This is a genomic window from Streptomyces sp. NPDC051133, assembly GCF_040682635.1.
GTDB lineage: Bacteria > Actinomycetota > Actinomycetes > Streptomycetales > Streptomycetaceae > Streptomyces.
In genome coordinates this window covers 152,303-177,085 of the sequence record NZ_JBFBBK010000016.1, presented here as the reverse complement: position 1 = coordinate 177,085, position 24,783 = coordinate 152,303, and the positions used below count along the sequence as shown (strand labels likewise).

The 24,783-nt window shown below is 71.9% G+C and carries 20 protein-coding genes; 2 read left to right on the top strand and 18 right to left on the bottom strand.

The window, feature by feature from the left end:
• Positions 1 to 126: 126 nt before the first annotated feature.
• The 6 genes from serA to AB0N17_RS18755 form a co-directional block, all read right to left on the bottom strand.
• Positions 127 to 1,716, bottom strand: a complete 1,590-nt coding sequence (serA, locus tag AB0N17_RS18780; RefSeq protein ID WP_366012456.1) for a phosphoglycerate dehydrogenase — start codon at positions 1,714 to 1,716, stop codon at positions 127 to 129.
• Between the two features lie 255 nt (positions 1,717 to 1,971).
• Positions 1,972 to 2,970, bottom strand: a complete 999-nt coding sequence (gene ilvC, locus AB0N17_RS18775) for a ketol-acid reductoisomerase (RefSeq protein ID WP_366012455.1) — start codon at positions 2,968 to 2,970, stop codon at positions 1,972 to 1,974.
• Positions 2,971 to 3,083: 113 nt separating this feature from the next.
• Complete coding sequence (ilvN, locus tag AB0N17_RS18770; protein WP_030793132.1) at positions 3,084 to 3,608, bottom strand: acetolactate synthase small subunit; 525 nt, start codon at positions 3,606 to 3,608, stop codon at positions 3,084 to 3,086.
• A gap of 20 nt (positions 3,609 to 3,628) precedes the next feature.
• Positions 3,629 to 5,476: an acetolactate synthase large subunit gene (locus tag AB0N17_RS18765; RefSeq protein ID WP_366012454.1), complete on the bottom strand. Its 1,848-nt coding sequence runs from the start codon at positions 5,474 to 5,476 to the stop codon at positions 3,629 to 3,631.
• Positions 5,477 to 5,719: 243 nt separating this feature from the next.
• Positions 5,720 to 8,737, bottom strand: coding sequence for an EAL domain-containing protein (locus AB0N17_RS18760; protein ID WP_366012453.1), 3,018 nt, complete (start codon positions 8,735 to 8,737; stop codon positions 5,720 to 5,722).
• Between the two features lie 383 nt (positions 8,738 to 9,120).
• Positions 9,121 to 10,083, bottom strand: coding sequence for a 2-hydroxyacid dehydrogenase (locus tag AB0N17_RS18755; protein ID WP_366012452.1), 963 nt, complete (start codon positions 10,081 to 10,083; stop codon positions 9,121 to 9,123).
• A 75-nt stretch (positions 10,084 to 10,158) separates the two neighbouring features.
• Between AB0N17_RS18755 and AB0N17_RS18750 the strand changes: the two genes are divergently transcribed.
• Positions 10,159 to 11,157, top strand: a complete 999-nt coding sequence (locus tag AB0N17_RS18750) for an aldo/keto reductase (protein WP_366012451.1) — start codon at positions 10,159 to 10,161, stop codon at positions 11,155 to 11,157.
• A gap of 217 nt (positions 11,158 to 11,374) precedes the next feature.
• Positions 11,375 to 12,544 (top strand): PQQ-dependent sugar dehydrogenase, encoded by a 1,170-nt coding sequence (locus tag AB0N17_RS18745; RefSeq protein WP_366012450.1) that lies wholly within the window; start codon positions 11,375 to 11,377, stop codon positions 12,542 to 12,544.
• Between the two features lie 13 nt (positions 12,545 to 12,557).
• On the opposite strand, the gene AB0N17_RS18740 is transcribed toward AB0N17_RS18745, so the two are convergent.
• From AB0N17_RS18740 to AB0N17_RS18685, 12 genes are all read right to left on the bottom strand, one after another.
• Entirely contained in the window at positions 12,558 to 12,752 is a 195-nt protein-coding gene (locus AB0N17_RS18740; RefSeq protein ID WP_366012449.1) for a DUF6191 domain-containing protein, read from the bottom strand.
• 47 nt (positions 12,753 to 12,799) lie between these two features.
• Positions 12,800 to 15,841: an AAA family ATPase gene (locus AB0N17_RS18735; RefSeq protein ID WP_366012448.1), complete on the bottom strand. Its 3,042-nt coding sequence runs from the start codon at positions 15,839 to 15,841 to the stop codon at positions 12,800 to 12,802.
• 209 nt (positions 15,842 to 16,050) lie between these two features.
• A complete protein-coding gene (locus tag AB0N17_RS18730) occupies positions 16,051 to 16,242 on the bottom strand; it encodes a hypothetical protein (RefSeq protein WP_366012447.1) in 192 nt (63 codons plus the stop codon).
• Positions 16,243 to 16,437: 195 nt separating this feature from the next.
• Positions 16,438 to 17,037 (bottom strand): hypothetical protein, encoded by a 600-nt coding sequence (locus AB0N17_RS18725; RefSeq protein WP_366012446.1) that lies wholly within the window; start codon positions 17,035 to 17,037, stop codon positions 16,438 to 16,440.
• A gap of 35 nt (positions 17,038 to 17,072) precedes the next feature.
• Complete coding sequence (locus AB0N17_RS18720) at positions 17,073 to 17,648, bottom strand: GNAT family protein (RefSeq protein ID WP_366012445.1); 576 nt, start codon at positions 17,646 to 17,648, stop codon at positions 17,073 to 17,075.
• Positions 17,626 to 19,857 carry an MMPL family transporter gene (locus AB0N17_RS18715; RefSeq protein WP_366012444.1) on the bottom strand — a complete coding sequence of 744 codons (2,232 nt, stop codon included), beginning with the start codon at positions 19,855 to 19,857 and terminating at the stop codon, positions 17,626 to 17,628. The genes AB0N17_RS18720 and AB0N17_RS18715 overlap by 23 nt, the downstream gene beginning before the upstream one ends.
• Before the next feature lie 203 nt (positions 19,858 to 20,060).
• A complete protein-coding gene (locus AB0N17_RS18710; RefSeq protein WP_366012443.1) occupies positions 20,061 to 20,462 on the bottom strand; it encodes a hypothetical protein in 402 nt (133 codons plus the stop codon).
• Positions 20,463 to 20,548: 86 nt separating this feature from the next.
• Positions 20,549 to 22,063: an Asp-tRNA(Asn)/Glu-tRNA(Gln) amidotransferase subunit GatB gene (gatB, locus tag AB0N17_RS18705; protein ID WP_366012442.1), complete on the bottom strand. Its 1,515-nt coding sequence runs from the start codon at positions 22,061 to 22,063 to the stop codon at positions 20,549 to 20,551.
• Positions 22,064 to 22,079: 16 nt separating this feature from the next.
• Complete coding sequence (locus AB0N17_RS18700) at positions 22,080 to 22,319, bottom strand: hypothetical protein (protein WP_103782893.1); 240 nt, start codon at positions 22,317 to 22,319, stop codon at positions 22,080 to 22,082.
• On the bottom strand, positions 22,316 to 23,815 hold the full coding sequence (gene gatA / locus AB0N17_RS18695) for an Asp-tRNA(Asn)/Glu-tRNA(Gln) amidotransferase subunit GatA (protein WP_366012441.1): 1,500 nt from the start codon (positions 23,813 to 23,815) through the stop codon (positions 22,316 to 22,318). The genes AB0N17_RS18700 and gatA overlap by 4 nt, the downstream gene beginning before the upstream one ends.
• Before the next feature lie 5 nt (positions 23,816 to 23,820).
• Positions 23,821 to 24,117 (bottom strand): Asp-tRNA(Asn)/Glu-tRNA(Gln) amidotransferase subunit GatC, encoded by a 297-nt coding sequence (gene gatC, locus AB0N17_RS18690; RefSeq protein WP_366012439.1) that lies wholly within the window; start codon positions 24,115 to 24,117, stop codon positions 23,821 to 23,823.
• Positions 24,118 to 24,277: 160 nt separating this feature from the next.
• Positions 24,278 to 24,772: a cupin domain-containing protein gene (locus AB0N17_RS18685; RefSeq protein ID WP_366012438.1), complete on the bottom strand. Its 495-nt coding sequence runs from the start codon at positions 24,770 to 24,772 to the stop codon at positions 24,278 to 24,280.
• Between the last annotated feature and the right edge of the window lie 11 nt (positions 24,773 to 24,783).

The window sequence follows — 24,783 nt, the reverse complement described above, 5'->3', positions numbered from 1 at the left end:
GTTCCGTCTGCACCTCGGTGCCGTGGTCCGTCTCACCGAGCACCTTGGTGACCTTGGCGAGCAGTCCGTGCGGCGCCCCCGGCGCGGGCGCGCTGCTCCTCGGCCCGTCCGGCGTGTTCAGGACACTCAGACCAGGTTCACCGACCTGGCCGAGGTGGCCCCGATCTCCGCGGCGACCTCGGCCAGCACGCCGGAGGTCACCGTGTCGTCCACGGTCAGCACCGCGAGCGCCTCGCCGCCCACCGCCGCACGGGCGACCTGCATGCCGGCGATGTTGATGCCCGCCTCGCCGAGGATGCGGCCGACGGTGCCGACGACACCCGGACGGTCCTCGTAGCGCAGGACGACCATGTGGTCGGCGAGCGCGAGGTCGACGTCGTAGTCGCCGACCGCGACGATCTTCTGGACGTGCTTGGGGCCGGCCAGCGTGCCGGAGACCGACACCTCCTCGCCGGTGCCCAGCGTGCCGCGCACGGTCACCACGTTGCGGTGGTCGGCCGACTCCGAGCTGGTGGTCAGGCGCACCTCGACACCGCGCTCCTGCGCGAACAGCGGGGCGTTGACGTACGACACCGTCTCGTCGACGACGTCCTCGAAGACACCCTTGAGCGCGGACAGCTCCAGCACCTTCACGTCGTGCTGGGTGATCTCGCCGTAGACCTCGACGTCGAGGCGGACCGCGACCTCGCCCGCGAGCGCGGTGAAGATGCGGCCGAGGCGCTCGGCGAGCGGCAGACCCGGCTTGACGTCCTCGGCGATGACACCGCCCTGGACGTTCACCGCGTCCGGCACCAGCTCGCCGGCGAGGGCGAGACGCACCGACCTGGCGACGGCGATACCGGCCTTCTCCTGGGCCTCGTCGGTGGAGGCGCCGAGGTGCGGCGTGCAGACGACCTGGTCCAGCTCGAACAGCGGCGAGTCCGTGCACGGCTCCTTGGCGTACACGTCGAGGCCGGCGCCGGCGACCCGGCCCTCCTTCAGCGCCGCGTACAGCGCCGCCTCGTCGACGATGCCGCCGCGCGCGGCGTTGACCACGCGCACGGTCGGCTTGACCTTGCGCAGCGCCTCGTCGCCGATCAGGCCGAGCGTCTCGGGGGTCTTGGGCAGGTGGACGGTGATGAAGTCGGAGACCTCCAGCAGCTCGTCCAGGGACAGCACCTTGACGCCCATCTGCGCGGCCCGCGCCGGCTGCACGTAGGGGTCGTAGGCGACGACCTTCATGCCGAAGGCGGACATGCGCTGCGCGACGAGGGCGCCGATGCGGCCGAGGCCCACGACGCCGAGCGTCTTCTCGGCGAGCTCCACACCGGTGTACTTGCTGCGCTTCCACTCGGCGTTCTTCAGCGCGGCGTTGGCCTGCGGGATGTTGCGCGCGGTGGCGAGGATCAGACCACAGGCCAGCTCGGCGGCGGTCACGATGTTGGAGGTCGGGGCGTTCACGACCATCACGCCGGCCTTGGTGGCGGCGGAGACGTCGACGTTGTCCAGGCCGACGCCGGCCCGCGCGACGACCTTGAGCTTCTTCGCCGCGGCGATGGCCTCGGCGTCGACCTTGGTGGCGGAGCGGATCAGGATCGCGTCGACGTCGGCGATCGCGGGGAGCAGTTCGGCTCGGTCCGCGCCGTTGCAGTGCCGGATCTCGAAGTCCGGGCCGAGTGCGTCGACGGTCGCGGGCGACAGCTCTTCAGCGATGAGTACGACAGGTTTCGAGCTCACGTGAGGTCCTCACAAGTCCAGAGCATGCGGACGGCCGTCCCGACGGCCGCAGGCGGAGGAGGGGGGCTAGCCGCGGAAGACGCACGACGCTGTGGGCCTGACGCGTGTTGTGCAGAAGTGTAGTGGCGGGTCCGGTGTCGCATTGCGCCTCTACGGAAGGATCACCCGGACGGGAAACTCCATTTTGTATGGAGGCTTCCCGCGGGATGGACGACGGGGGCCGGAGCAGTGTGCCCCGACCCCCGTGCGCGAGGCTTACGCCTCCTCGTTCACCCAGCTCATCAGCTTGCGCAGCTGCTTGCCGGTGGTCTCCAGCAGGTGCTCGGAGTCCTGCTGCTTGTACTCGTTGTACTTCTTCAGGCCGCCGTGGTACTCGTCCATCCAGTTCTGGGCGAAGGTGCCGTCCTGGATCTCGGCGAGGACCTTCTTCATCTCGGCCTTGGTGGCGTCGGTGATGATCCGCGGGCCGGTGACGTAGTCGCCCCACTCGGCGGTCTCGGAGATCGACCAGCGCATCTTCTCCAGGCCGCCCTCGTACATGAGGTCCACGATCAGCTTCAGCTCGTGCAGGCACTCGAAGTACGCGATCTCCGGCTGGTAGCCGGCCTCGGTCAGCGTCTCGAAGCCCGCCTTGACCAGCGCCGCCGTACCGCCGCACAGCACGGCCTGCTCACCGAACAGGTCGGTCTCGGTCTCCTCGGTGAAGGTCGTCTTGATGACACCCGCACGGGTGCCGCCGATGCCCTTGGCGTACGACAGCGCGAGCGCGAACGCGTCGCCGGAGGCGTCCTGCTCCACGGCCGCGATGCACGGGACGCCGCGGCCCTCCTCGTACTGGCGGCGCACCAGGTGGCCCGGGCCCTTGGGGGCGACCATGCAGACGTCCACGCCGGCCGGGGGCTTGATGAAGCCGAAGCGGATGTTGAAGCCGTGGCCGAAGAACAGCGCGTCGCCGTCCTTCAGGTGCGGGGCGATGGACTCCTCGTAGACCTGCGCCTGGATCGGGTCCGGCACCAGGATCATGATCACGTCGGCCTCGGCGGCGGCCTCCGCCGGCGTCACCACGCGCAGGCCCTGCTCTTCGGCCTTCGCCTTGGACTTCGAGCCCTCGTGCAGACCGACACGCACGTCGACACCCGAGTCACGCAGCGACAGCGCGTGGGCGTGGCCCTGGCTGCCGTAGCCGATGACCGCGACCTTGCGGCCCTGGATGATGGACAGGTCGGCGTCAGCGTCGTAGAACAGCTCGGCCACTTTGGGTTCTCTCCTTGTGTGCAGGTGGTGCGTCCCACCGTATGCCGGTGGGAGGGAAGGAAGTTTCGGGGTCTCGGCATACGGGCGGCCGTCGAGACCGCCCGTATCCAGCGTCACGCGGTTCGGTCGAGCGCGCGCAGCGAGCGGTCCGTGATGGAGCGGGCGCCGCGGCCGATGGCGATCGTGCCGGACTGGACCAGCTCCTTGATGCCGTACGGCTCCAGCATCTTGAGCATGGCGGACAGCTTGTCACTCGATCCGGTGGCCTCGATGGTGACGGCCTCCGGGGAGACGTCGACGGTCTTGGCGCGGAACAGCTGGACAATCTCCACGATCTGGGACCGGGTCTCGTTGTCGGCGCGGACCTTCACCAGAACGAGTTCGCGCTGAACGGCCTGGCCGGGCTCCAGCTCGACGATCTTCAGGACGTTGACCAGCTTGTTGAGCTGCTTGGTCACCTGCTCCAGCGGCAGGTCCTCGACGTTCACCACGATGGTGATGCGGGAGATGTCGGGGTGCTCGGTGACACCGACCGCGAGCGAGTCGATGTTGAAGCCGCGGCGGGAGAACAGCGCGGCGATCCGGGCGAGGATGCCCGGCGTGTTCTCCACCAGGACGGAGAGCGTGTGCTTGGACATGGTTCTCTGCTCTTCCTCGCTCAGTCGTCTTCGTTGTCGCCGAAGTCGGGGCGGACGTCCCGGGCGGCCATGATCTCGTCGTTGGAGGTGCCGGCGGCGACCATCGGCCAGACCATCGCGTCCTCGTGGACGATGAAGTCGACGACGACCGGGCGGTCGTTGATGGAGTTCGCCTCCGCGATGACCTTGTCGAGGTCCTCGGGGCGCTCGCAGCGCAGGCCCACACAGCCCATCGCCTCGGACAGCTTCACGAAGTCCGGCACGCGCGTGCCCTTGGCCTCCGGGTTGATGTCGTCGGGGCCGCTGTGCAGCACGGTGTTGGAGTACCGCTGGTTGTAGAACAGGGTCTGCCACTGACGGACCATCCCCAGCGCGCCGTTGTTGATGACGGCGACCTTGATCGGGATGTTGTTCAGCGCACAGGTGGTCAGCTCCTGATTGGTCATCTGGAAGCAGCCGTCACCGTCGATCGCCCAGACCGTCTGCCCCGGCTGACCGGCCTTGGCGCCCATCGCGGCCGGGACCGCGTAGCCCATGGTTCCGGCGCCGCCGGAGTTCAGCCAGGTGGCGGGCTTGTCGTACTGGATGAAGTGCGCGGACCACATCTGGTGCTGGCCCACACCGGCCGCGAAGATCGTCCCCTCCGGGGCGAGCTGTCCGATGCGCTCGATCACCGCCTGCGGGGACAGCGAGCCGTCCTCCGGCTGGTCGTAGCCCAGCGGGTAGGTCTCGCGCCAGCGGTTCAGGTCGCTCCACCAGGCGGTGTAGTCGCCCTGGTTGCCCTCGCTGTGCTCCTTCTGCACCGCCTGCACCAGGTCGGCGATGACCTCGCGGGCGTCACCGACGATCGGCACGTCCGCCGCGCGGTTCTTGCCGATCTCCGCCGGGTCGATGTCGGCGTGGACGATCTTGGCGTACGGGGCGAAGCTGTCCAGCTTGCCGGTGACACGGTCGTCGAAGCGGGCTCCGAGGGCGACGATCAGGTCGGCCTTCTGCAGCGCGGTGACGGCGGTGACCGCACCGTGCATGCCCGGCATTCCCACGTGCAGCGGGTGGCTGTCGGGGAACGCGCCGAGCGCCATCAGCGTGGTGGTGACGGGCGCTCCGGTGAGTTCTGCGAGGACCTTCAGCTCGGCCGTGGCCCCGGCCTTCAGCACGCCGCCGCCGACGTAGAGGACCGGCCGCTTCGCGGAGGTGATCAGCTTGGCGGCCTCGCGGATCTGCTTGGCGTGCGGCTTGGTCACCGGACGGTAGCCGGGCAGGTCCATGACGGGCGGCCAGGAGAACGTGGTCTTCGCCTGGAGGGCGTCCTTGGCGATGTCGACCAGGACCGGGCCGGGCCGGCCGGTGGAGGCGATGTGGAACGCCTGCGCGATCACCCGCGGGATGTCCTCGGCCTTGGTGACCAGGAAGTTGTGCTTCGTGATCGGCATCGTGATGCCCACGATGTCCGCCTCCTGGAAGGCGTCCGTACCGATCGACTTCGAGGCGACCTGGCCGGTGATCGCCACCATCGGGACGGAGTCCATGTGCGCGTCCGCGATCGGCGTCACCAGGTTGGTGGCACCGGGGCCGGACGTCGCCATGCAGACACCCACCTTGCCGGTGGCCTGCGCATAGCCGGTGGCCGCATGACCGGCACCCTGCTCATGCCGGACCAGGACGTGGCGCACCCGGGTCGAGTCCATCAGCGGGTCGTACGCCGGAAGGATCGCCCCGCCCGGAATGCCGAATACCGTGTCCGCGCCGACCTCCTCGAGGGAGCGGATGAGGGACTTCGCACCCGTCACGTGCTCGACGGGGGCGGACTGCTGTCCTCCGGATCGGGGCCGCGGCTGCGGATGGGCCCCGGTGGCCTGCTCGGTCATCGGCATTCTCTTCTCGATGCTGAGGGTTTTTGCGAGGTTTGGGCGGAGTTCACGCGCTGCACGAAAGGTGCTCGTGCAACAAAAAACCCCTCGTGCCGTAAGGCAAGCGAGGGGAGCGCGCCGGTGAGGTCGCTGGGGTTTCCGGATCGTCCTCCGGTGCGTCCCAGCTCAGCCGACGCGCTGTCCAAGTACGAGAATTCGGGTGCGCATGGCACTGACCCTCCCCCCGGCACGCACCACGTGTCAAGTAGGTGGGACAGGCGTCTCAGAATGTGAACGCAGGGCACTGCCGCCTCCGATGACAGCGGACACACCCCCTGTGTACACCCCGGCACCCTTGCCCGCGAACGCCGGTTCGGCCGGTGCGTGCGGCACCGGATAATGGCCGGAACCGAGCGCCCGGCGCAGCCGGTACTCGTCCAGCGCCCCCGCGAAGGCGCTGCCCTGCCCGTGTGTGCAGCCCATCGCGCGCAGCGCGACGACCTGCTCCGGGAGGTCCACACCCTCGGCCACCGACCGCAGTCCGAGATCGCCGGCGATCCGCAGCAGACCACTGGTGATCTTGTGCAGCCGCGCGGACTCGACGACTCCCTCGACCAGGCCGCGGTCGAGCTTGAGGATGTCCACGGGGAGCCTTCTGAGGGCCGTGATGGCCGCGTAGCCGCTGCCGAAGCCGTCCAGCGCGATCCGCACCCCGAGCCGGTTCAGCGCGGTCAGCCGCCGCTCCAGCTCCTCCAGGGACACCCTCGGATCGGTGTCGCACAGCTCGATGACCAGGGCCCCGGGCGGCAGCCCGTGCCGGGTCAGCAGCGCCTCCACCGAGCCCAGCGGCATCGAGCGGTCCAGCAGCCGCCGCGCGCTCATCCGGACGGCCACCGGCACGACCAGTCCGCTCGCGGCCCGCTCGGCGGCCAGCTCGACGGCCTCGCGCAGGACCCAGCGGTCCAGCTCGGCGGTCTTGTCGCCGTCCTCGGTCACCCGCAGGAACTCGGCGGGGGTGAACAGCACGCCCTGGGAGGAGCGCCAGCGCGCCTGCGCGGAGACCGCCGTGATCCGGCCGTCCGCGAGGCACACCACCGGCTGGTGGAGCAGCGCGAACTCGCCGTCGTGCAGCGCGGCCCGCAGGCGCGTGGCGAGCTCCGCCTTGCGGACGACGTCCTGCTGCATCTGCGGCCGGTACAACTCGACCCGGCCCTTTCCGGCCGACTTCGCGCGGTACATCGCGAGGTCGGCGTTGCGCAGCAGCTCGCCCGCGCCGAGGCCCGGTTCGGCGAAGGCCACGCCGATGGAGGCGTTGACCCGGACGTCGTTGCCGTCGATGGCGTACGGCTGGGAGAGGGTCGTCCTGAGGCGGTCGGCGAGCTCCAGGATGTTGCGCTCCCGGGCGGTACGGTCGCGGGTTCCGTCCCCGGCGATCAGGGCCGCGAACTCGTCGCCGCCCAGCCGGGACGCGGTGTCGCCCTGCCGGACCGCGTCCTGGAGCCTGCGGGCGGCCTGGACGAGGAGTTCGTCCCCGGCCTGGTGCCCGATGGTGTCGTTGACGGCCTTGAAGCCGTCCAGGTCGATGAAGAGCACCGCCGTACCGCGCAGGGCGGCGCCCCGGTCGGTGGCACGGCGGCCGGACAGGGCCTGCTGCACACGCCGGGTGAACAGCGCGCGGTTGGGCAGGTCGGTCAGCGGGTCGTGCTCGGCGTTGTGCTGCAGCTGCGCCTGCAGCCGCACCCTTTCGGTCACGTCCCGGCTGTTGAAGATCAGACCGCCGTGGTGCCGGTTGACGGTCGACTCGACGTTGAGCCAGCCGCCGTCGCCGGAACGGAACCGGCACTCGATGCGGGTGGTGGCCTCCTCCAGCGGGCTGGCGGCGAGGAAGCGGCGCACCTCGTGCACCACGCAGCCCAGGTCCTCCGGGTGGATCAGCGCGGCCAGTTCGGTGCCGACCAGATCTTCGGCGGGCCGGCCGTACACCCCGGCGGCGGCCGGGGAGACGTACCGGAGGATGCCGTTGGGGGCGGCGATCATGATGACGTCGCTGGAGCCCTGCACCAGGGAGCGGAAGTGGTTCTCCTTCTGCGCCAGTTCCTGGGTGAGGGTGATGTTGTCCAGCAGCATGATGCCCTGCCGGATGACGAGCGCGAGCACCACTGCTCCCGCGGTGATCAGTACCACGTGGTCGGGTCTGCGGCCGTTGAGGACGTTGTACAGGATGCCCAGGGTGCACACGGCGGCGGCGAGGTACGGCGTGAGCGCGGCGAGGGAGCCGGTGATCGGCCGTCCGGACGGGTAGCGGACGTGGTCGCTTCCCGGCGCGGGCGCGGGCGCGGTGACGTGATGGTGTGCGGTGCCGCGCTGTCCGGGCACGTGCTCGTGGACCACGCGGGTGTGCCCGTCCCCGGCGTGCGCTTCGTGCGCGGTCCGGCGCCGGGGTGCGGCCCAGGGGGCGTAGGCGAGCAGCAGGGAGCCGGCGAACCAGCCCGCGTCGAGCAGCTGCCCGGAGTGGTAACTGCTGTGCAGCAGCGGCGACGTGAACAGCGCGTCGCACATCACGGTCAGCGCCAGCGCGCCGATCGCGGTGTTCACCGCCGTGCGGTTGCCCGGGGAGCGGCGGAAGTGCAGCGCGAGGACCATGCTGACGAGCGCGATGTCGAGCAGCGGGTACGCCAGCGACAGCGCGGTGTGTGCCACGCTCGGCCCGTCGAACCGGGCCGCCTGTGCGAGCGCGAGGCTCCACGACAGGGTGAGCAGCGAGCCGCCGATCAGCCAGGCGTCCAGTCCGAGGCAGATCCAGCCGGCCTTGGTCACGGGCCGCTTGGCGAGGACCAGCAGGCCCACGATCGCGGGCGGCGCGAAGCACAGGAAGAACAGGTTGGCCCAGCTGACCGCGGGGACGTCGACACCGAGGACGACCTCGTACCACCCCCAGACGGCGTTGCCGAGGGCCGCCATCGCCGAGGAGAGGGCGAACAGCAGCCAGGCGGAGCGGAAGCGGACGCGCCGGCTGCGGGCGTACACGAAGCAGGAGACGGCGGCGGTGCCCGCCGCTGCGGACAGCCCGAAGTCACCCATGATCAAGGCGACTTCCTCCGTACCCCAGTCGCACGCGGCGCCGACGGCGTAGGCCGCGCAGATCAGGGCGAGGACGAGCTGCTCCGTCAGCCGCGTGCCCTCACCGGGGGCCGGCCGGCGGCGCGGCGGCGCGTCCTGCGGGTGCGGTGCGCGCACCGCTTCCTCGAGGGTGGTCGTCACGGAGGGCGGCGCGCTCACCGGGGCCTCCCGCTCCGCGTCGCTCCCGCGTCCCGGCCCCGGTGCGCTGGGTGCGCATGCCTGCGGCGGCCGCTGTGCCTGCGCGGGTGGTGGCTGTGGTGGCTGGTGTGATGGCCGCGCCTGCGCGCGGCCGTGCGCCAGGGTCGCCGTCGGCGGCTCCGCCGCGTCGGATCGTTCGTCCATAGGCCGTGCATCGCCCGTCGCCCCCCTCACAAAATCTGAAATGTCCATCCCCGGCGCCGAACGTCGGCGGCGCAGCCCCTGTCGGGGACGATACACCAGGATCGTCACTCAGGGACATAGCTTCTCTACGCTCCGTGACGACCAGCGGGGATGCGCGTACGGGCCGCGTCCGAGAGGTTGCGGAGGGTGCGGGAACCGGACTACCGGCCGTCCGCGGCCGTCGTCAGGATCACGTTGCGCAGGGGCTCCCGGTTCACGAAACGGGTCAGCTGGTCGACCAGCAGTCGCTTGGCGCGCGGCAGGAAGGCCGAGGACGGGCCGCCGACGTGCGGGCTGATGAGCACGCCGGGCGCCTGCCACAAGGGGTGTCCGGGCGGCAGCGGCTCGGGGTCGGTGACGTCCAGGGCGGCGGTGATCCGGCCGCCCTCCACCTCGGCGAGCAGCGCCTTGGTGTCCACGACGGGCCCGCGCGCGACATTGACCAGCAGCGCCCCGTCCTTCATCTGCGCGAGGAACTCGGCGTCGACCAGCCCCCGCGTGTCCTCGCTGAGGGGGATGGAGAGGATCACGACATCGGCTTCCGGAAGCAGAGAGAGCACATCGGTGATCGGGTGCACAAGCCCGCGCGCCGTGGTGCGCCGGGAGCGCGCGATGCGCGCCACCCGCGCTACTTCAAAGGGCTCGAGCCGGTCCTCGATGGCGGCGCCGATGGCGCCGTAGCCGACGATGAGGACGTTCTTGTCGGCGAGCGCGGGGTGGAACCCGCTCTCCCAGCGCCCCTGGTCCTGGGCCCGGACGAAACCGGGGATGCCGCGCAGGGAGGCGAGGGTCAGGGTGAGCGCGAGTTCGGCCGTGCTCGCCTCGTGCACCCCGCGCGCGTTGCACAGCTGCACGCCCGGCGCGATGTCCGTGAGCCGCGAGGTCATGTCGTCGACACCCGCGGTGAGCGTCTGGACGAGCCGGACACGGGTCAGCCGCGCCAGCGGCCGCACCCTGACCGAGTACCGCTTCATGTACGGCACCACGTACACGGCGCAGTCCGCGGGGTCCCCGGGGAACTCCTGCTCACCGTCCGCGCCGCCGTCCCAGAACAGGTACCGGGGCCCCTCGGGGAGTCCGTCGATCTCCTCCGGCGGGATGGGAAGCCATACGTCTGCAGTCATGGCAAGGAGGCTATGTCAGGGACCGAACCCGCAGAGGTTAGGTTGGGGGCCGGGCAGAGGGAGGTTCACGAGCAGGTGGAGCGCAGGACGATCGGCGCGGGGGCGCTTGTGGTGGGGGCCGTCGGACTCGGGTGCATGCCGATGAGCTGGGCGTACAGCGGGTCACGGCAGCGGGGCGAGGAGTCGCTCAGAACGGTGCACCGGGCGCTGGACCTGGGCTCGGGCCTCCTGGACACGGCGGACATGTACGGCCCGTTCACCAACGAGCTGCTGCTGGGCCGGGTGCTGAAGGAGCGGCGCCGGGAGGCGTTCGTGTCCACGAAGGTGGGGCTGCTGGTGGGCGAGCAGCACATCGTGGCCAACGGCCGCCCGGGCTATGTGAAGCGGGCCTGCGACGCCTCGCTGCGCCGCCTGCAGACGGATGTGATCGACCTCTACCAGCTGCACCGAGCCGACCCCGAGGTCCCCGTGGAGGAGACGTGGGGCGCCATGGCGGACCTGGTGCGCGCCGGGAAGGTGCGGGCGCTGGGTCTGTGCGCGGTGGGGGCGCGCGGCGGGCGCCGGGCGGGTTCGGGGCTGTACGACGCGACGCTGCGCCAGCTGCAGCGGGTGCAGCAGGTGTTCCCGGTGACCGCGGTGCAGGCGGAGCTGTCGGTGTGGTCGCCGGAGGCGCTGGACGCGCTGCTGCCGTGGTGCCAGGCGCGGGGCGTGGGCTTCCTGGCGGCGATGCCCCTGGGCAACGGCTTCCTGACCGGCACGCTGACCCCGGGCGAGGGGTTCGAACCGGACGACGTGCGCGCCCGCCACCCCCGTTTCACCGCCGAGATGATGGCGGCCAACCAGCCGATCGTCGCGGGCCTGCGCCGCATCGCCCGCCGGCACGGCGACGGGGTGACCCCGGCCCAGGTGGCCCTGGCCTGGGTACTGGCCCAAGGCCGGCACGTGATCGCCCTGCCGGGCACCAAGCGGGAACGCTGGGCCCGTGAGAACGCGGCGGCACCCGGCCTGCGCCTGACCGACGAGGACCTGAAAGAGGCGTCGGCACTGCCACCGGCACAGGGGTCCTGGGACTGAGGGGCGGGATCGGCAGGGGCGGGACGGCCCGGTCGGCGGAGCCGACGGTGCCGGTCCGTCCTCCCGGTCGCGGCTCGGGCCGCCCGCTGTCCCCGGGCTCGGGAGATTTCGGCGGTCGGTCCTCGCGGAGCGGGCACCCGGGCGGGGCGAGCGGTGTATGAGAGAGAGAACCGCCGCCGGACCGCGGCCCCGAAGGGGACCGCGCCTCGAAGGGACCATGATCGTGCGACGTCGAGCTGTGCCGGCCGTGTTGGCCGCGGCCGCCCTCCTGCTGACGGCCGGCTGCTCCTCCGGCGGCCAAGGCCCCCCGGGCACCGGCGGGGGTGCGACGTCGAGAGGTCCGGCAGCGGGCGGCGCCCCCTCCGCCGGGGCCGGCGAGTCGGCCCCGCCGGCCAAGGGTTCGGTGAAGGTGCTGCGCACGGTCGCCGACGGGCTGAGGACGCCGTGGGGCCTGGCGCCGCTGCCCGGCGGAGGCCTGCTGGTCTCCTCGCGCAACGACGGGACGATCACGCGGATCGACGAGAAGACGGGCCGGAAGACCGAGCTGGGCACGGTCTCGGGGGTCTCCCCGGGCGGCGAGGGCGGCCTGCTGGGCATCGCCCTCTCCCCCGACTACGCCTCGGACCACATGATCTACGCCTACTTCACCTCGGCCTCGGACAACCGCATCGTGCGCATGCTGTACGACGAGCACAAGCCGGCCGGTGAGCAACTGGGCGCCCCGGACACGGTGTTCAAGGGCATCCCCAAGGGCGTGATCCACAACGGCGGCCGGATCGCCTTCGGCCCGGACGGGATGCTCTACGCGGGCACCGGGGAGAGCGGTGCCCGAGGCCTGGCGCAGGACAAGAAGTCCCTGGGGGGCAAGATCCTGCGCCTGACCCCGGAGGGCGACCCGGCTCCGGGCAACCCGTTCCCGGACTCGCCGGTGTACTCCTACGGCCACCGGAACGTGCAGGGCCTGGCCTGGGACGGCAGACAGCGGCTGTTCGCCTCGGAGTTCGGCCAGGACACCTGGGACGAGCTGAACGCGATCAAGCCGGGCGGTGATTACGGCTGGCCGGACGCCGAGGGCAAGACCTCCGACGCCCGCTTCCAGAACCCGGTGGCCCAGTGGCACACCGACGACGCCTCCCCCAGCGGCATCGCCTACGTGAAGGGCGTGATCTGGATGGCGGGCCTGAAGGGACAGCGCCTGTGGCGGATCCCGCTGAAGGGCACCGAGGCCTCGGCGGCGCCCCAGGCCTTCCTCACCGGCACGTACGGCCGGCTGCGCACGGTCGTCGCGGCGGGCGGCGACAAGGCCTGGCTGGTGACGAGCAACACGGACGGCCGGGGGAGGCCGAAGACGGGGGACGACCGGGTGCTGGAGGTGGAGGTGAGATAGCCCCTGCGCGCGGTCAGTCCTCGTTCGGCTCCGCCTCGGCGGGTGGTGATCCGGGAAGCCGTATCACCACCTTCCCCGAGGTGAGGTCGATGGGACCGGAGCCGGGGTCGGCGTCGCCGACGTCCTCGCGGGTCAGCTCCAGTCGGTTCTGCTCGTCCCGGGTGTGTCTGCGGCCCGGCGCGAACAGGTCATCGAAGGCGTCGAACACGGCCCCTCCCCCCGTTTCCTCCCCTGCCGGCCTCTTCAGCGTAGATCTCAGCCCGCCGTTCCGGCAGGGAGCGTCTCGGCCGGGAAGAGCCCCAGCCGGTGCGCCACCGCCGCTGCCTCCCCGCGGCCCGCGACGCCCAGCTTGCTCAGGATGTTGGAGACGTGGACGCTCGCGGTCTTCGGGGAGATGAACAGCTCCTCGGCTATCTGACGGTTGGTGCGGCCCGCCGAGACCAGGCGCAGCACGTCGCGCTCCCGGCTGGTCAGGCCGAGGGCCGCGGCCGGGTCGGCGGGGGTGAGGGCCGGCTGCGGGGTGCCGGTCAGGGGGAGGCGGGCGCGCTGGGCGAGCCGGGCGACGGCCTCCGCGAGGGGGCGGGCGTCGAGGTGCGCGGCGACCGCCGCGGCCGGGCGGAGCAGTTCCACCGCGCGGTCGCGTTCCTCCTCGCCACCGGCTGCGAGGAGGGCCCCGGCGAGGCGGAGGCGGACCCGGGCGAGGTCGTAGGGGCGGTCCAGACACTCGAAGGCGGCGACCACCGGCAGCCAGGTGGCGACGGTGTCCCGGCCCTCCGCGCGCAGCAGTTCGGCCCGGGTGACCTGGCTGTAGGCGTGCCACAGGGGGGCGCCGGTGGCGAGGGTTCGGGCGGTCCGCGTGAGGCGGTCGAGGATCTCGGCGCGGCCGGGCAGGGCTGCGGGGAGGGAGCGGGCCTCGGCCTCGGCGGTGGCCGCGGCCAGCAGCAGGGGCCAGCCGTAGCGGTGGGTGCCGGGCGGGAAGCCGATCTCCAGGGCGTGGAGCAGTTCGGCGCGGGCGTCGAGGATGCGTCCCTCCCCGGCGGCGACCCCGAGGGCGATGCGGGTCAGGGGCAGGGACTGCTGGGGCATGGGGTCGTGGGTGCCGTAGTGGGCGCGGGCCGCGGCGAGACAGCGGCCGGCCTCCGCGAAGTCCCCGCGGGCCAGGGACAGATGGGCCAGCCGCAGGGCGCCGGCGCCGCGGGGCTTGGCGCTGTGTCCGCGCCGGGTGGCGTGGGCGGCGGCCTCGGCGGCCTCCTCCCACTGGCCGAGCGAGTAGAGCGCGTCGGACAGGTTGCCCCACACCCAGGCCTCCGAGTCCAGCAGGCCGTACTTGCGGGTGAAGGCGATGCCCTCGCGCAGGAGGGGGGCCGCCTCCCGGTCGCGGCCGACGCTCTGCAGCTCGGACGGCAGGTTCACATAGGCGCGGCCCGCGACATGGTGGACGCCCTCCGCGAGGGTGTCCCGCAGGACCTGCCGCAGCTCCGCGAGTCCGGGTTCGTGGGCGCCGGCGTCCACCATCAGGCAGCCCAGGGTGAGGCGGGCGTGCAGTTCGATGTCGCGGGCGCCGACCATGCGCGCGTACTCCACGGCCTGCTCGGCGGCGGCGGACGCCTCGGGTCCCGGCCGGTGCAGCATGGACCAGTTGGCGGCGAGGGCCAGGACCTCGGCGTGCACCTCCGACGGCGGCAGACCGCGCACCAGGTCCTGAGCGGTGCCCAGTTCGTGCCAGCCGTCGCCGCGGGCCAGGGCCTGGACGAGACGGGAGCGCTGCACCCAGAACCAGGCGGCGCGCAGGGGGTCCGGCTCGTCCTCCAGCAGGCGCAGGGCCCGCTTGGTGATCTTCAGGGCGCGTTCGCGTTCGCCGCCGAAGCGGCCTGCGACGGCCGCCTCGGCCATCAGGTCGAGATAGCGCAGCGGGGTGGTGGCCGGGTCGCAGCCGCAGGGAGGATAGACCTCGGTGTAGTCGACCGGGCGCAGGGCGGAGCGCACCTCCTCGGGGGCGCTGTCCCACAGCTCCATCGCCCTTTCCAGGAGCCCGAGTTGTTCGGTGTAAGCGTGCCGGCGGCGGGCGACGACGGAGGCGGCCAGGACGGCGGGCAGGGCCTTGGCCGCGTCGCGGGCGTGGTACCAGTAGCTGGCCAGGCGCATCACGCGCGCGTCGGCGTTGACGAGGGTGGGGTCGGCGTCCAGGGCTTCGGCGTAGCGGCGGTTGAGCCGGGAGCGTTCGCCGGGCAGCAGGTCGTCGGCGACGGCCTCGCGGACCAGGGAGTGCCGGAAGCGGTAGCCGTCGCCGGCCGGGGTGACGGTGAGGATGTTGGCGCCGACGGCGGCCCGCAGGGCGTCGATGAGGTCGTCCTCGGGGAGCTGGGCGACGGCCGCGATCAGCCGGTACTCCACGGTGGAGCCGCCCTCGGCGACGACCCGGGCGACCCGCTGGGCGCTCTCGGGCAGCGCCTCGACGCGGACCAGGAGCAGGTCGCGCAGGGAGTCGGTGAGGCCCGTGCAGTTGCCGTCACAGCCGGCGACGGCGAGTTCCTCGACGAAGAAGGCGTTGCCGTCGGAGCGTTCGAAGATGTCGTCGATCTGGGCCGGGTCGGGTTCGGCGGCGAGGATGCCGGCGATCTGGCGGCCGACCTCCTCGCGGGTGAAGCGGGCGAGTTCGATGCGGCGGACGGTGCGCAGCCGGTCGAGTTCGGCGAGCAGGGGGCGCAGCGGGTGGCGCCGGTGGATGTCGTCGGAGCGGTAGCTGGCGAGGACGAGGAGCCGGCCGGAGCGCAGGGTGCGGAAGAGATAGGCGAGCAGGTGGCGGGTGGAGGCGTCGGCCCAGTGCAGGTCCTCCAGCACGAGGACGACCGGGTGGTCGGCGGCGACCCGCTCCAGCAGCCGGGCGGTGAGCTCGAACAGACGGGCCATGCCCTGTTCGTCGTGGCGGCCGGCGGTGGTCTCGCCCAGGTCGGGCAGCAGCCGGGCCAGCTCCTCCTCCTGTCCCGTCGCCGCGGCGGTGAACTCCTCGGGCAGGGCGTCGCGCAGGGCGCGCAGCGCACTGGAGAAGGGGGCGAACGGCAGGCCGTCGGCGCCGATCTCCACACAGCCGCCGACGGCCACGACGGCGGGCCGGGCCATGCCGCCGGTGAACTCCTCGACGAGCCGTGTCTTGCCGACGCCCGCCTCGCCGCCGAGCAGCAGCGCCTGCGGCTCTCCCCCGGCGGCACGGGCGAGCGCCTCCTTCAAGACGGCCAACTCGTCGGTGCGGCCGACGAACACGGGACTCACGGACCTGTTCTCCACGACGCCGAGCATCGCATGAGGTCCGGGCGGTGGGGCAGCGGTTTTCCACAGGTCCGGTGCGATCGTCGTACCGGTGGTCGGGAGAGTCGTACCTCCATACGGAAGGGCCGTACGACCCCTCCGGGGAGTCGTACGGCCCCGCTGCGGCGGGCCGCCCACCCCCGTGGGGCGGCCCGCCACCGCGTCGTCACCGGCCCGGCCGGCGCCCGCGGGCACGGTGGTCATGCCGTGCGCGGCAGCCGGTTCCGGCGCGGGCGGTCGCTATGGGACTCGGCGGCCGGGACGTCGTCGCCGGCGGAGGCCGTGCGGCGGGCGGCGCGGCGGGAGCGGGCGACCTCGCGGGCCAGGCGTTCCCGCTGGGCGACGCGGCGCAGCTCGGCGGAACGCATCTCGTGGATCTCGAACTGGTACATGGCGTGTCCTTCGGAGAGTCGGTGTGGTGCTTCGCTGTTCGCGATGCCTCCACCTTCGTCCCCCAGGGGGGTGCGCCACATCGGGAGAGTTCCGCATCTTCGGACAGCCGCGGGGCCGTACGCGCGCGTAAGGGGCCTTAGGGAGCCCGTAAGGCGGGCTTGGATTCCCTAAGGCCCCTCGGGACCTGCGGTTTCTCAGCTCGCCGAGGGCAGGGCGAGCAGCGCGTCGGAGTACTTCAAAACGGCCAGGAGCAGACCGACGACGCCGAGCACGACACCCGCCCAGGCGACCGACTTGATCCAGGGGGCCTGCGGCCGTCCGGGGGTGCCGAAGGCGGGCCGGGCCAGCACCACCACGCCGGTGAGCAGCGCGGCCAGCGCGAACAGGCCGGCCCACAGGGCGGTGGTGTGCCAGGCGTTGCCGTAGACGGCCTTGATCTGGGTGGCGACGCCCGCGGTGGAGGAGGTCCGCAGCTGGCCGACGAGCTGCTCGCGGGCACCGGCGACGGTGCCGATCCAGCCGCCGCTGAGCGAGACGAAGCCGAGCGCGGCGGAGACGACGGCACCGGCGCCCTGGCCGACCCCGGAGGGGGTCTTCTCCTTCCCGGGTTCCGGCTGCCCCGCACCGGCCGCGGGTTCCTGTTCCTCCTCGGCCGCGGACTCCCGCTCCGCGCGGGTCTCCTCCTCGACGGCGTCCGCCCGCGCGGCTTCCCTCTCGGTGGTGGCGTCCACCACCGTCTCGTCACCCTGCGCCTCGGTGCCGGCCTCGGCGCCTTCCTGTGTCTTCGTTGCCATGCCTGGCACCGTACGGACGCAGTCTGAGAGGTCTCTTAATGATCGTCGCGGGCGGTACGCGCGCGTGCCGCGCGCCACTGCGGGGCGAGGACGGACCAGACCTCGGTGTCGTGGCGGACGCCCCCGTGGAGGTGGTTCTCGCGCAGCACTCCGTCCCGGGACATGCCCAGCCGCCGGGCGACGCCGATGCTCGGCAGGTTGCCGGACGCCGCGTGCCACTCCACGCGGTGGATGCCCCGCTCCTCGACGGCCCAGTCGATGAGGATCCGCATCGCGCGGGTGATCAGTCCGCGTCCGGTCGCGGCGGGCTCCAGCCAGCAGCCGACCTCGGCGTTGCCCCGCTCGGCGTCGAAGTTCAGCGTCAGCACACCGCCGACGAGCTTCCCGTCCAGCCAGATGCCGTGGTGCGAGGCGGTGTCGGCGGCCCGCAGCTCGGCGTACCGCCGGAGCGTGTCGCGCGCGGAGGCCACGTCCGTGACCTGCGAGCCGAACGGGATGAACTGCCCGATGAACTCCCTGCCCCGGTCCAGGTGGGCGAGGAACTCCTCGGCGTGCCAGGCCTCCAGGGGGCGCAGTTCGGCGCCGTCGTCACCCAGGGATGTCGCGTACATCGTTTCGCTGTTCCTTCCGCAGTTCGTCGACCGGGATCCGGCCGAGCCTCTCATGTGCGGCGCGGCGCTCGGGCGGCTCGATGCTGATGCGGGGCAGCCGGCGTTCCAGCCAGCCGGGCAGCCACCAGTTGGCGGCGCCGAGCAGGTGCATCAGGGCGGGCACGAGCAGGGTGCGCAGCACAAAAGCGTCCAGGGCGACGGCGGAGGCGAGCGCGATGCCGAACATGGCGATCACCCGGTCGCCGCTGAGCACGAAGGCGAGGAACACCGAGATCATGATGACCGCGGCCGAGTTGATCACCCGGCTGGTCTCGGCGAGGCCGATACGGACGGCGCGCCGGTTGTCGCCCGTCTCCAGCCATTCCTCGTACATCCGGCTGACCAGGAAGACCTGGTAGTCCATCGAGAGTCCGAAGAGCACCGAGACCATGATCACGGGCAGGAAGGGCTCGATGGGGCCCGCGCGGCCGAGGCCGAGCAGTTCGCTGCCCCAGCCCCACTGGAAGACCGCGACGACGACACCGAACGCGGCGGCGACCGCGGCGACGTTCATCACGGCGGCCTTCAGCGGGATGCCGAGCGAGCGGAAGGCGACCAGCAGCAGGAGACCGCCGAGCCCGATGACCACGCCGACGAACCACGGCAGTTTGCCCACGATCACGGCCGCGAAGTCGTCGTAGCCGGCGGTCACCCCGCCCACCGCGATGTCGAGGGAGGTACCGGTCTGCGCGCGCGGCAGCACCTCGGTGCGCAGCCGGTCCACGAGGTCGCTGGTGTCCTGCGACTGGGGCGCCGAGTCGGGGACGACGGTGAGGTAGGCGGTGTCGCCGCCGCTGCCGTAACGCACCGGGGTGACGGAGGCGACGCCGCGCGTGGCGCGCAGGGTGGCGTCGAGGTCGTCGAGGGCGAGCTTGTCACCGGCGCCGGCTACGCGCGTCACCAGGGTCAGCGGCCCGTTGACCCCGGGTCCGAAGCCCTCCGCGAGCAGGTCGTAGGCCTTGCGGGTGGTGGAGCCGCGCGGGTCGTTGCCCTGGTCGGAGGTGCCGAGGTGCAGGGTGAGGGCCGGCAGGGCGAGCAGCGCGACGACGGCGACGGCGAGCGCGCCGAGCAGCCTGGGGTGCCGTTCGACCAGCGCGGACCAGCGGGCGGCGAGTCCGGTGGGCAGCTCGGGCCCCGGACCGTGCTCGGCGAGCCGGCGCCGCTCACGGCGGCTGAGGGCGCGGGGGCCGATGTACGACAGCAGGGCGGGCAGCAGCGTGACCGAGGCCGCGACGGTGAGCACGACCGTCAGGGAGGCGGCCACGGCGACCCCGTTGAGGAAGCTCAGGCGCAGGATCAGCATGCCCAGCAGGGCGATGCACACCGTCGCACCCGCGAACACCACGGCGCGTCCGGTGGTGGCCACGGCGTTCACGGCGGCCTCGGTGACACTCAGGCCGCGTTTCAGACCGCGCCGGTGTCTGGTCACGATGAACAGCGCGTAGTCGATGCCGACGCCGAGGCCGATCAGCATGCCGAGCATGGGCGCGAAGGCGGCGACGGTCATGGCGTGGCCGAGCAGTCCGATGCCGGCGTAGGCGGTGCCGACGCCGACGAGGGCGGTGGCGATGGGCAGGGCCGAGGCGGCGAGCGACCCGAAGGCGAGGAACAGCACGACGGCGGCGACGAGCACGCCGACCACCTCGGCGGTGTGTTCGCGCGGGGGTTCGGTGAGCCCGATCGCGCTGCCGCCCAGCTCGACGCGGAGCCCGTGGCCCTCGGCGGACTTCGCTGTGTCCACCACCGCCTGCGCCTCGCTCTTGCCGATGTCCTCGGCCTGCTTCGCGAAGGTGATGTCGGCGTAGGCCGTACGGCCGTCCTCGCTGATCCGGTGGGCGCCCCGGCTGCCGTACGGGCCGGACACCGAGGCCACGCCGGGCGTCGCCGCGATCCGGCCGAGGGTGCGGGTCATGGTCTGCTCGACGGCGGCGGCGCGGACGGTGCCCGTGGTGGTGTGCCAGACGACCGTGTCGCCGTCCCCGCCCAGGCCCGGGAAACCCTCCTGGAGCAGCTCGGCCGCGCGGCCGGACTCGGTGCCGGGGACCTCGTAGTCGTCGGAGTAGGCGGAACCGGCCACGGCGGCGGCCGCGGTGGCCCCGCCGAAGGCAAGGAGCCACAGCAGGACGGCGATCAGCCGATGCCGGACACACCAACGCGCGAGGTCTGCCACGGACGTGCTCCCGGAGGACGATGTGTGGATCTTTGACCGGGAAGGATCGTCCACGAACGGAACAGCCCGCAAAGAATGTATGAGCAATCGGAAGACACTCTCGCAGGCGAAAGTGATCGTTTGCCGCGTTCATGGGCTTATTCACGGGAGTGGGAGGGACGTCACAGGACAGTCCGGGGAACTCTGTCGCCTCCCGCGGCACTTCAGTCGGACTGGTCTCCGAACGCCATGACCATCGTCCCGGCGACCAGGAGCCACAGGGCCCGGCGCGTACGGCCCCTGGCGCCGAGGACCGCGGCGAGGGCGCAGACGGCGGCGCCGAGTCCGTAGGCGGCCGGCACGAGCGCCGGCTCGGAGCCGGTGAGCCGGAGCAGTGCGGCGGCCAGCCCGGCGAGGGTCAGCAGTCCCCCGGTGCCGGCGGCGGCCCAACGGGCTTTGCGGGCGTCCCCGATGTGCTCCTCCCCGTCCTCCGCGTCCTCTGCCGCCTCCGCCTCCTCGGCCTCGGTCGCCGTGACGTCGGACACCGCGGGCCCCGCCGTCGGGGCCTCGTCGGTCGCGGCCTCGGTTATCGCGGGTCCGGTGTCGGAATCGGTGCGTCCACTCATGGCGGGCGAGCGTAGCGCCTCCGGCCGGCGGGCAGACGTACGGCCCCGGAAGGCAGCCTTCCGGGGCCGTACGGCGGAGTGCGCAATCAGCCCTCGCTGACGCCCAGCTTCTCCAGGATCAGCTCCTTCACGCGGGCCGCGTCGGCCTGGCCACGGGTGGCCTTCATGACCGCGCCGACCAGGGCACCGGCCGCGGCCACCTTGCCGCCGCGGATCTTGTCCGCGATGCCCGGGTTGCCGGCGATGGCCTCCTCGACGGCGGTGGTCAGCGCACCCTCGTCGGAGACGACCTTCAGGCCGCGCTTGTCGACGACCTCGTCCGGGGTGCCCTCGCCCGCGAGGACGCCCTCGATGACCTGGCGGGCCAGCTTGTCGTTCAGGTCGCCCTTCGCGACGAGCTCGGCGACCCTGGCCACCTGCGCCGGGGTGATCGCCAGCTCGTCCAGCGCCTTGCCGGACTCGTTGGCGCTGCGCGCCAGTTCACCCATCCACCACTTGCGGGCGGAGGCCGCGTCGGCACCGGCGTCGATCGTGGCGACGATCGGGTCCAGCGCACCGGCGTTGAGGATCGCCTGCATGTCGGTGGCGGAGATGCCCCACTCGGCCAGGAGCCGGGTGCGGCGGGCCAGCGGCATCTCGGGGAGCGCCGCGCGGATCTCCTCGACCCATTCGCGCGAGGGCGCGACCGGGACCAGGTCGGGCTCCGGGAAGTACCGGTAGTCCTCGGCCTCCTCCTTCACGCGGCCCGAGGTCGTCGACCCCGTGTCCTCGTGGAAGTGGCGGGTCTCCTGGATGATCGTGCCGCCGGAGGACAGCACGGCCGCGTGCCGCATGATCTCGAAGCGGGCCGCGCGCTCCACCGAACGCAAGGAGTTGACGTTCTTCGTCTCGGAGCGTGTGCCGAACTTGTCGGCGTCCTTGGGCATCAGCGACAGGTTCACGTCGCAGCGCATCTGGCCCATCTCCATGCGGGCCTCGGACACGCCGAGGGCACGGATGAGTTCGCGCAGCTCACGGACGTACGCCTTCGCCACCTCGGGGGCGCGCTCGCCGGCGCCGACGATCGGCTTGGTGACGATCTCGATGAGCGGGATGCCCGCGCGGTTGTAGTCCAGCAGGGAGTGGGACGCGCCGTGGATACGGCCCGTGGCGCCGCCGACGTGCGTCGACTTGCCGGTGTCCTCCTCCATGTGGGCGCGCTCGATCTCCACGCGGAAGGTCTCGCCGTCCTCCAGCTGTACGTCGAGGAAGCCGTTGAAGGCGATCGGCTCGTCGTACTGGGAGGTCTGGAAGTTCTTCGGCATGTCCGGATAGAAGTAGTTCTTCCGGGCGAAGCGGCACCACTCGGCGATCTCGCAGTTGAGCGCGAGACCGATCTTGATCGCGGACTCGACGCCGGTCGCGTTGACGACCGGGAGCGCGCCGGGCAGGCCGAGGCAGACGGGGCAGGTCTGGGTGTTCGGGTCGGCGCCGAGCGCCGTCGAGCAGCCGCAGAACATCTTGGTCTTGGTGCCGAGTTCGACATGGACCTCGAGGCCCATGACGGGGTCGTACGACGCCAGCGCGTCCTCGTACGACACCAGGTCGGTCGTGGTGGTCACGGTGAAAACTTCCCTCTCAGCCCAGCAGGACGTCGTCGTCGCCCAGCCGCTTCAGCTCGCGGTAGAGGATGGCGAGGCCGGTGACGATCGCGACGGCGGAGACCGTGGCGTCGATCAGCCGCAGCGTGTCCTGCTCGGCGCGGGCCTTCTTGATCTGCTTGGCGACACCCAGCGCGCCGAACGCGGTGGTGGCCATCGACAGGTACGTACCGGACTTGGACTTCTTGAAGTCCTTGGCCTTGGACAGCTTGCTCACAGCGACGGAGCCTCCTCCAGCAGCGGGTGCCCCCACTTTTCCACGAAGGCGGCCTCTACGGCGGCGCCGACCTTGTACAGCCTGTCGTCCTGCATCGCCGGGGCGATGATCTGCAGGCCCACCGGGAGGTTGTCCTCCGGGGCGAGACCGCAGGGCAGGGACATGGCCGCGTTGCCCGCCAGGTTGGTCGGGATGGTGCACAGGTCCGCGAGGTACATCGCCATCGGGTCGTCGGCGCGCTCGCCGATCGCGAAGGCGGTGGTCGGGGTCGTCGGGGAGACGATCACGTCGACCTGCTCGAAGGCCTTCTCGAAGTCGCGCGTGATGAGCGTGCGGACCTTCTGCGCGGAGCCGTAGTAGGCGTCGTAGTAGCCGCTCGACAGGGCGTAGGTGCCGAGCATGATGCGGCGCTTCACCTCGGGGCCGAAGCCGGCCTCGCGGGTGAGGGAGGTGACCTCCTCGGCCGAGTGGCTGCCGTCGTCACCGGTCCGCAGGCCGTAGCGCAGGCCGTCGAAGCGGGCGAGGTTGGAGGAGCACTCGGACGGCGCGATCAGGTAGTACGCCGACAGGGCGAGGTCGAAGGACGGGCAGTCCAGCTCGACGATCTCGGCGCCCAGCTCCCTCAGCAGCTCGACCGACTCGTCGAAGCGCTGGATGACACCGGCCTGGTAGCCCTCGCCGCGGAACTGCTTGACCACGCCGACGCGCATGCCCTGGACGCTGCCGTTGCGGGCGGCCTCGACGACCGGCGGGACCGGGGCGTCGATGGAGGTGGAGTCCATCGGGTCGTGCCCGGCGATGACCTCGTGCAGCAGCGCCGCGTCCAGGACCGTGCGGGCGCAGGGGCCGCCCTGGTCGAGGGACGAGGAGAAGGCGACCATGCCGAAGCGGGAGACCGCGCCGTACGTCGGCTTCACGCCGACCGTGCCGGTGACGGCGGCCGGCTGGCGGATGGAGCCGCCGGTGTCGGTGCCGATGGCGAGCGGGGCCTGGAAGGAGGCGAGCGCCGCGGAGGAACCGCCGCCGGAGCCGCCGGGGATCTTGGTGAGGTCCCAGGGGTTGCCGGTCGGGCCGTAGGCGCTGTTCTCGGTCGACGAGCCCATGGCGAACTCGTCCATGTTCGTCTTGCCGAGGATGACGACGTCGGCGGCCTTCAGCCGCTTGGTGAGCGTCGCGTCGTACGGCGGGATCCAGCCCTCGAGGATCTTCGAGCCGACGGTCGTGGGCACGCCCTCGGTGGTGAAGATGTCCTTGAGCGCGAGCGGGACGCCGGCCAGCGGGCCGAGCTTCTCGCCGCGGGCCCGCTTCTCGTCCACGGCGCGGGCCTGGGCGAGGGCGCCCTCGCGGTCGACGTGCAGGAAGGCGTGCACCTTCTCGTCGACGGCCTCGATACGGGCGAGGTGGGCCTCGGTGACCTCGACGGCCGTGAGCTCGCCGGAGGCGATCTTCGCGGCGGTCTCGGCCGCGGTGAGCTTGATGATGGGACTGTCCGTCATGGTCGTCACTCCTCCCCCAGGATCTGCGGCACCTTGAAACGCTGCTGCTCCTGGGCCGGGGCGCCGGAGAGCGCCTGCTCGGGGGTGAGCGAGGGACGGACCTCGTCCGACCGCATGACGTTCGTCAGCGGGAGCGGGTGGGAGGTCGGCGGTACGTCTCGGTCGGCGACCTCGCTGACGCGGGCGACCGCGCCGATGATGTCGTCCAGCTGTCCCGCGAAGTGCTCGAGCTCTTCGGGCTTCAGCTCCAGACGCGCCAGCCGGGCGAGGTGGGCGACCTCCTCGCGCGTGATGCCAGGCATGCAGCGTTCCTCTGGGGTGAGTGTGTGTGGTTTGGGGCGGGGGGCTTGCGTCACATTTCCGCCGTCCGCCCGAAGCGCGGCAGGTGGAAATGTGACGCCAGTCCCCAATCCTATGGGGCGGGGCGCCGTACCCGTGAAACGGTTTGCCGGGCCGCCGCGCTCAGCGGTGCCGGCCGTCCCAGGCGTCACTCTTCAGGAAGTGGTTGTCGTACCGCTCCTGCACCTCCAGCAGGCTCTCCACCGTGGCCTCACCGAGCCGGATGCGCTGGAGGTGGCGGAAGTACTCGAAGCGCTCGACGCCCGGCGTGATGACGATGAGCAGGTCGGCGGTGGCGCCGGGGACGGCGGCGAAGGCGTGCGGCCGGTCCGGCGGGACGATGATCAGGTCGCCGCGCCCGGCGGTGACGACGTCGTCACCCGAGAGGACCTCGGCGGCGCCGTCGAGCAGGTAGAACATCTCGGCCGAGTGGTGGTGCACATGCGGGCGGGCCCCGTCGGCGCCCTCGGCGAGGGTCACACGGACGGTGGACAGCGCGCCGCCGCCGGCGCTGCTGTCGGCGAGCAGCCTGACGGCGACCGGGTCACCGCCGACGACCTCGGCCTCCGCGTCGCGGACCAGCACGGTCTCGTCGAACTTCGGTACGAACAGCGACATGATGCGTTTCC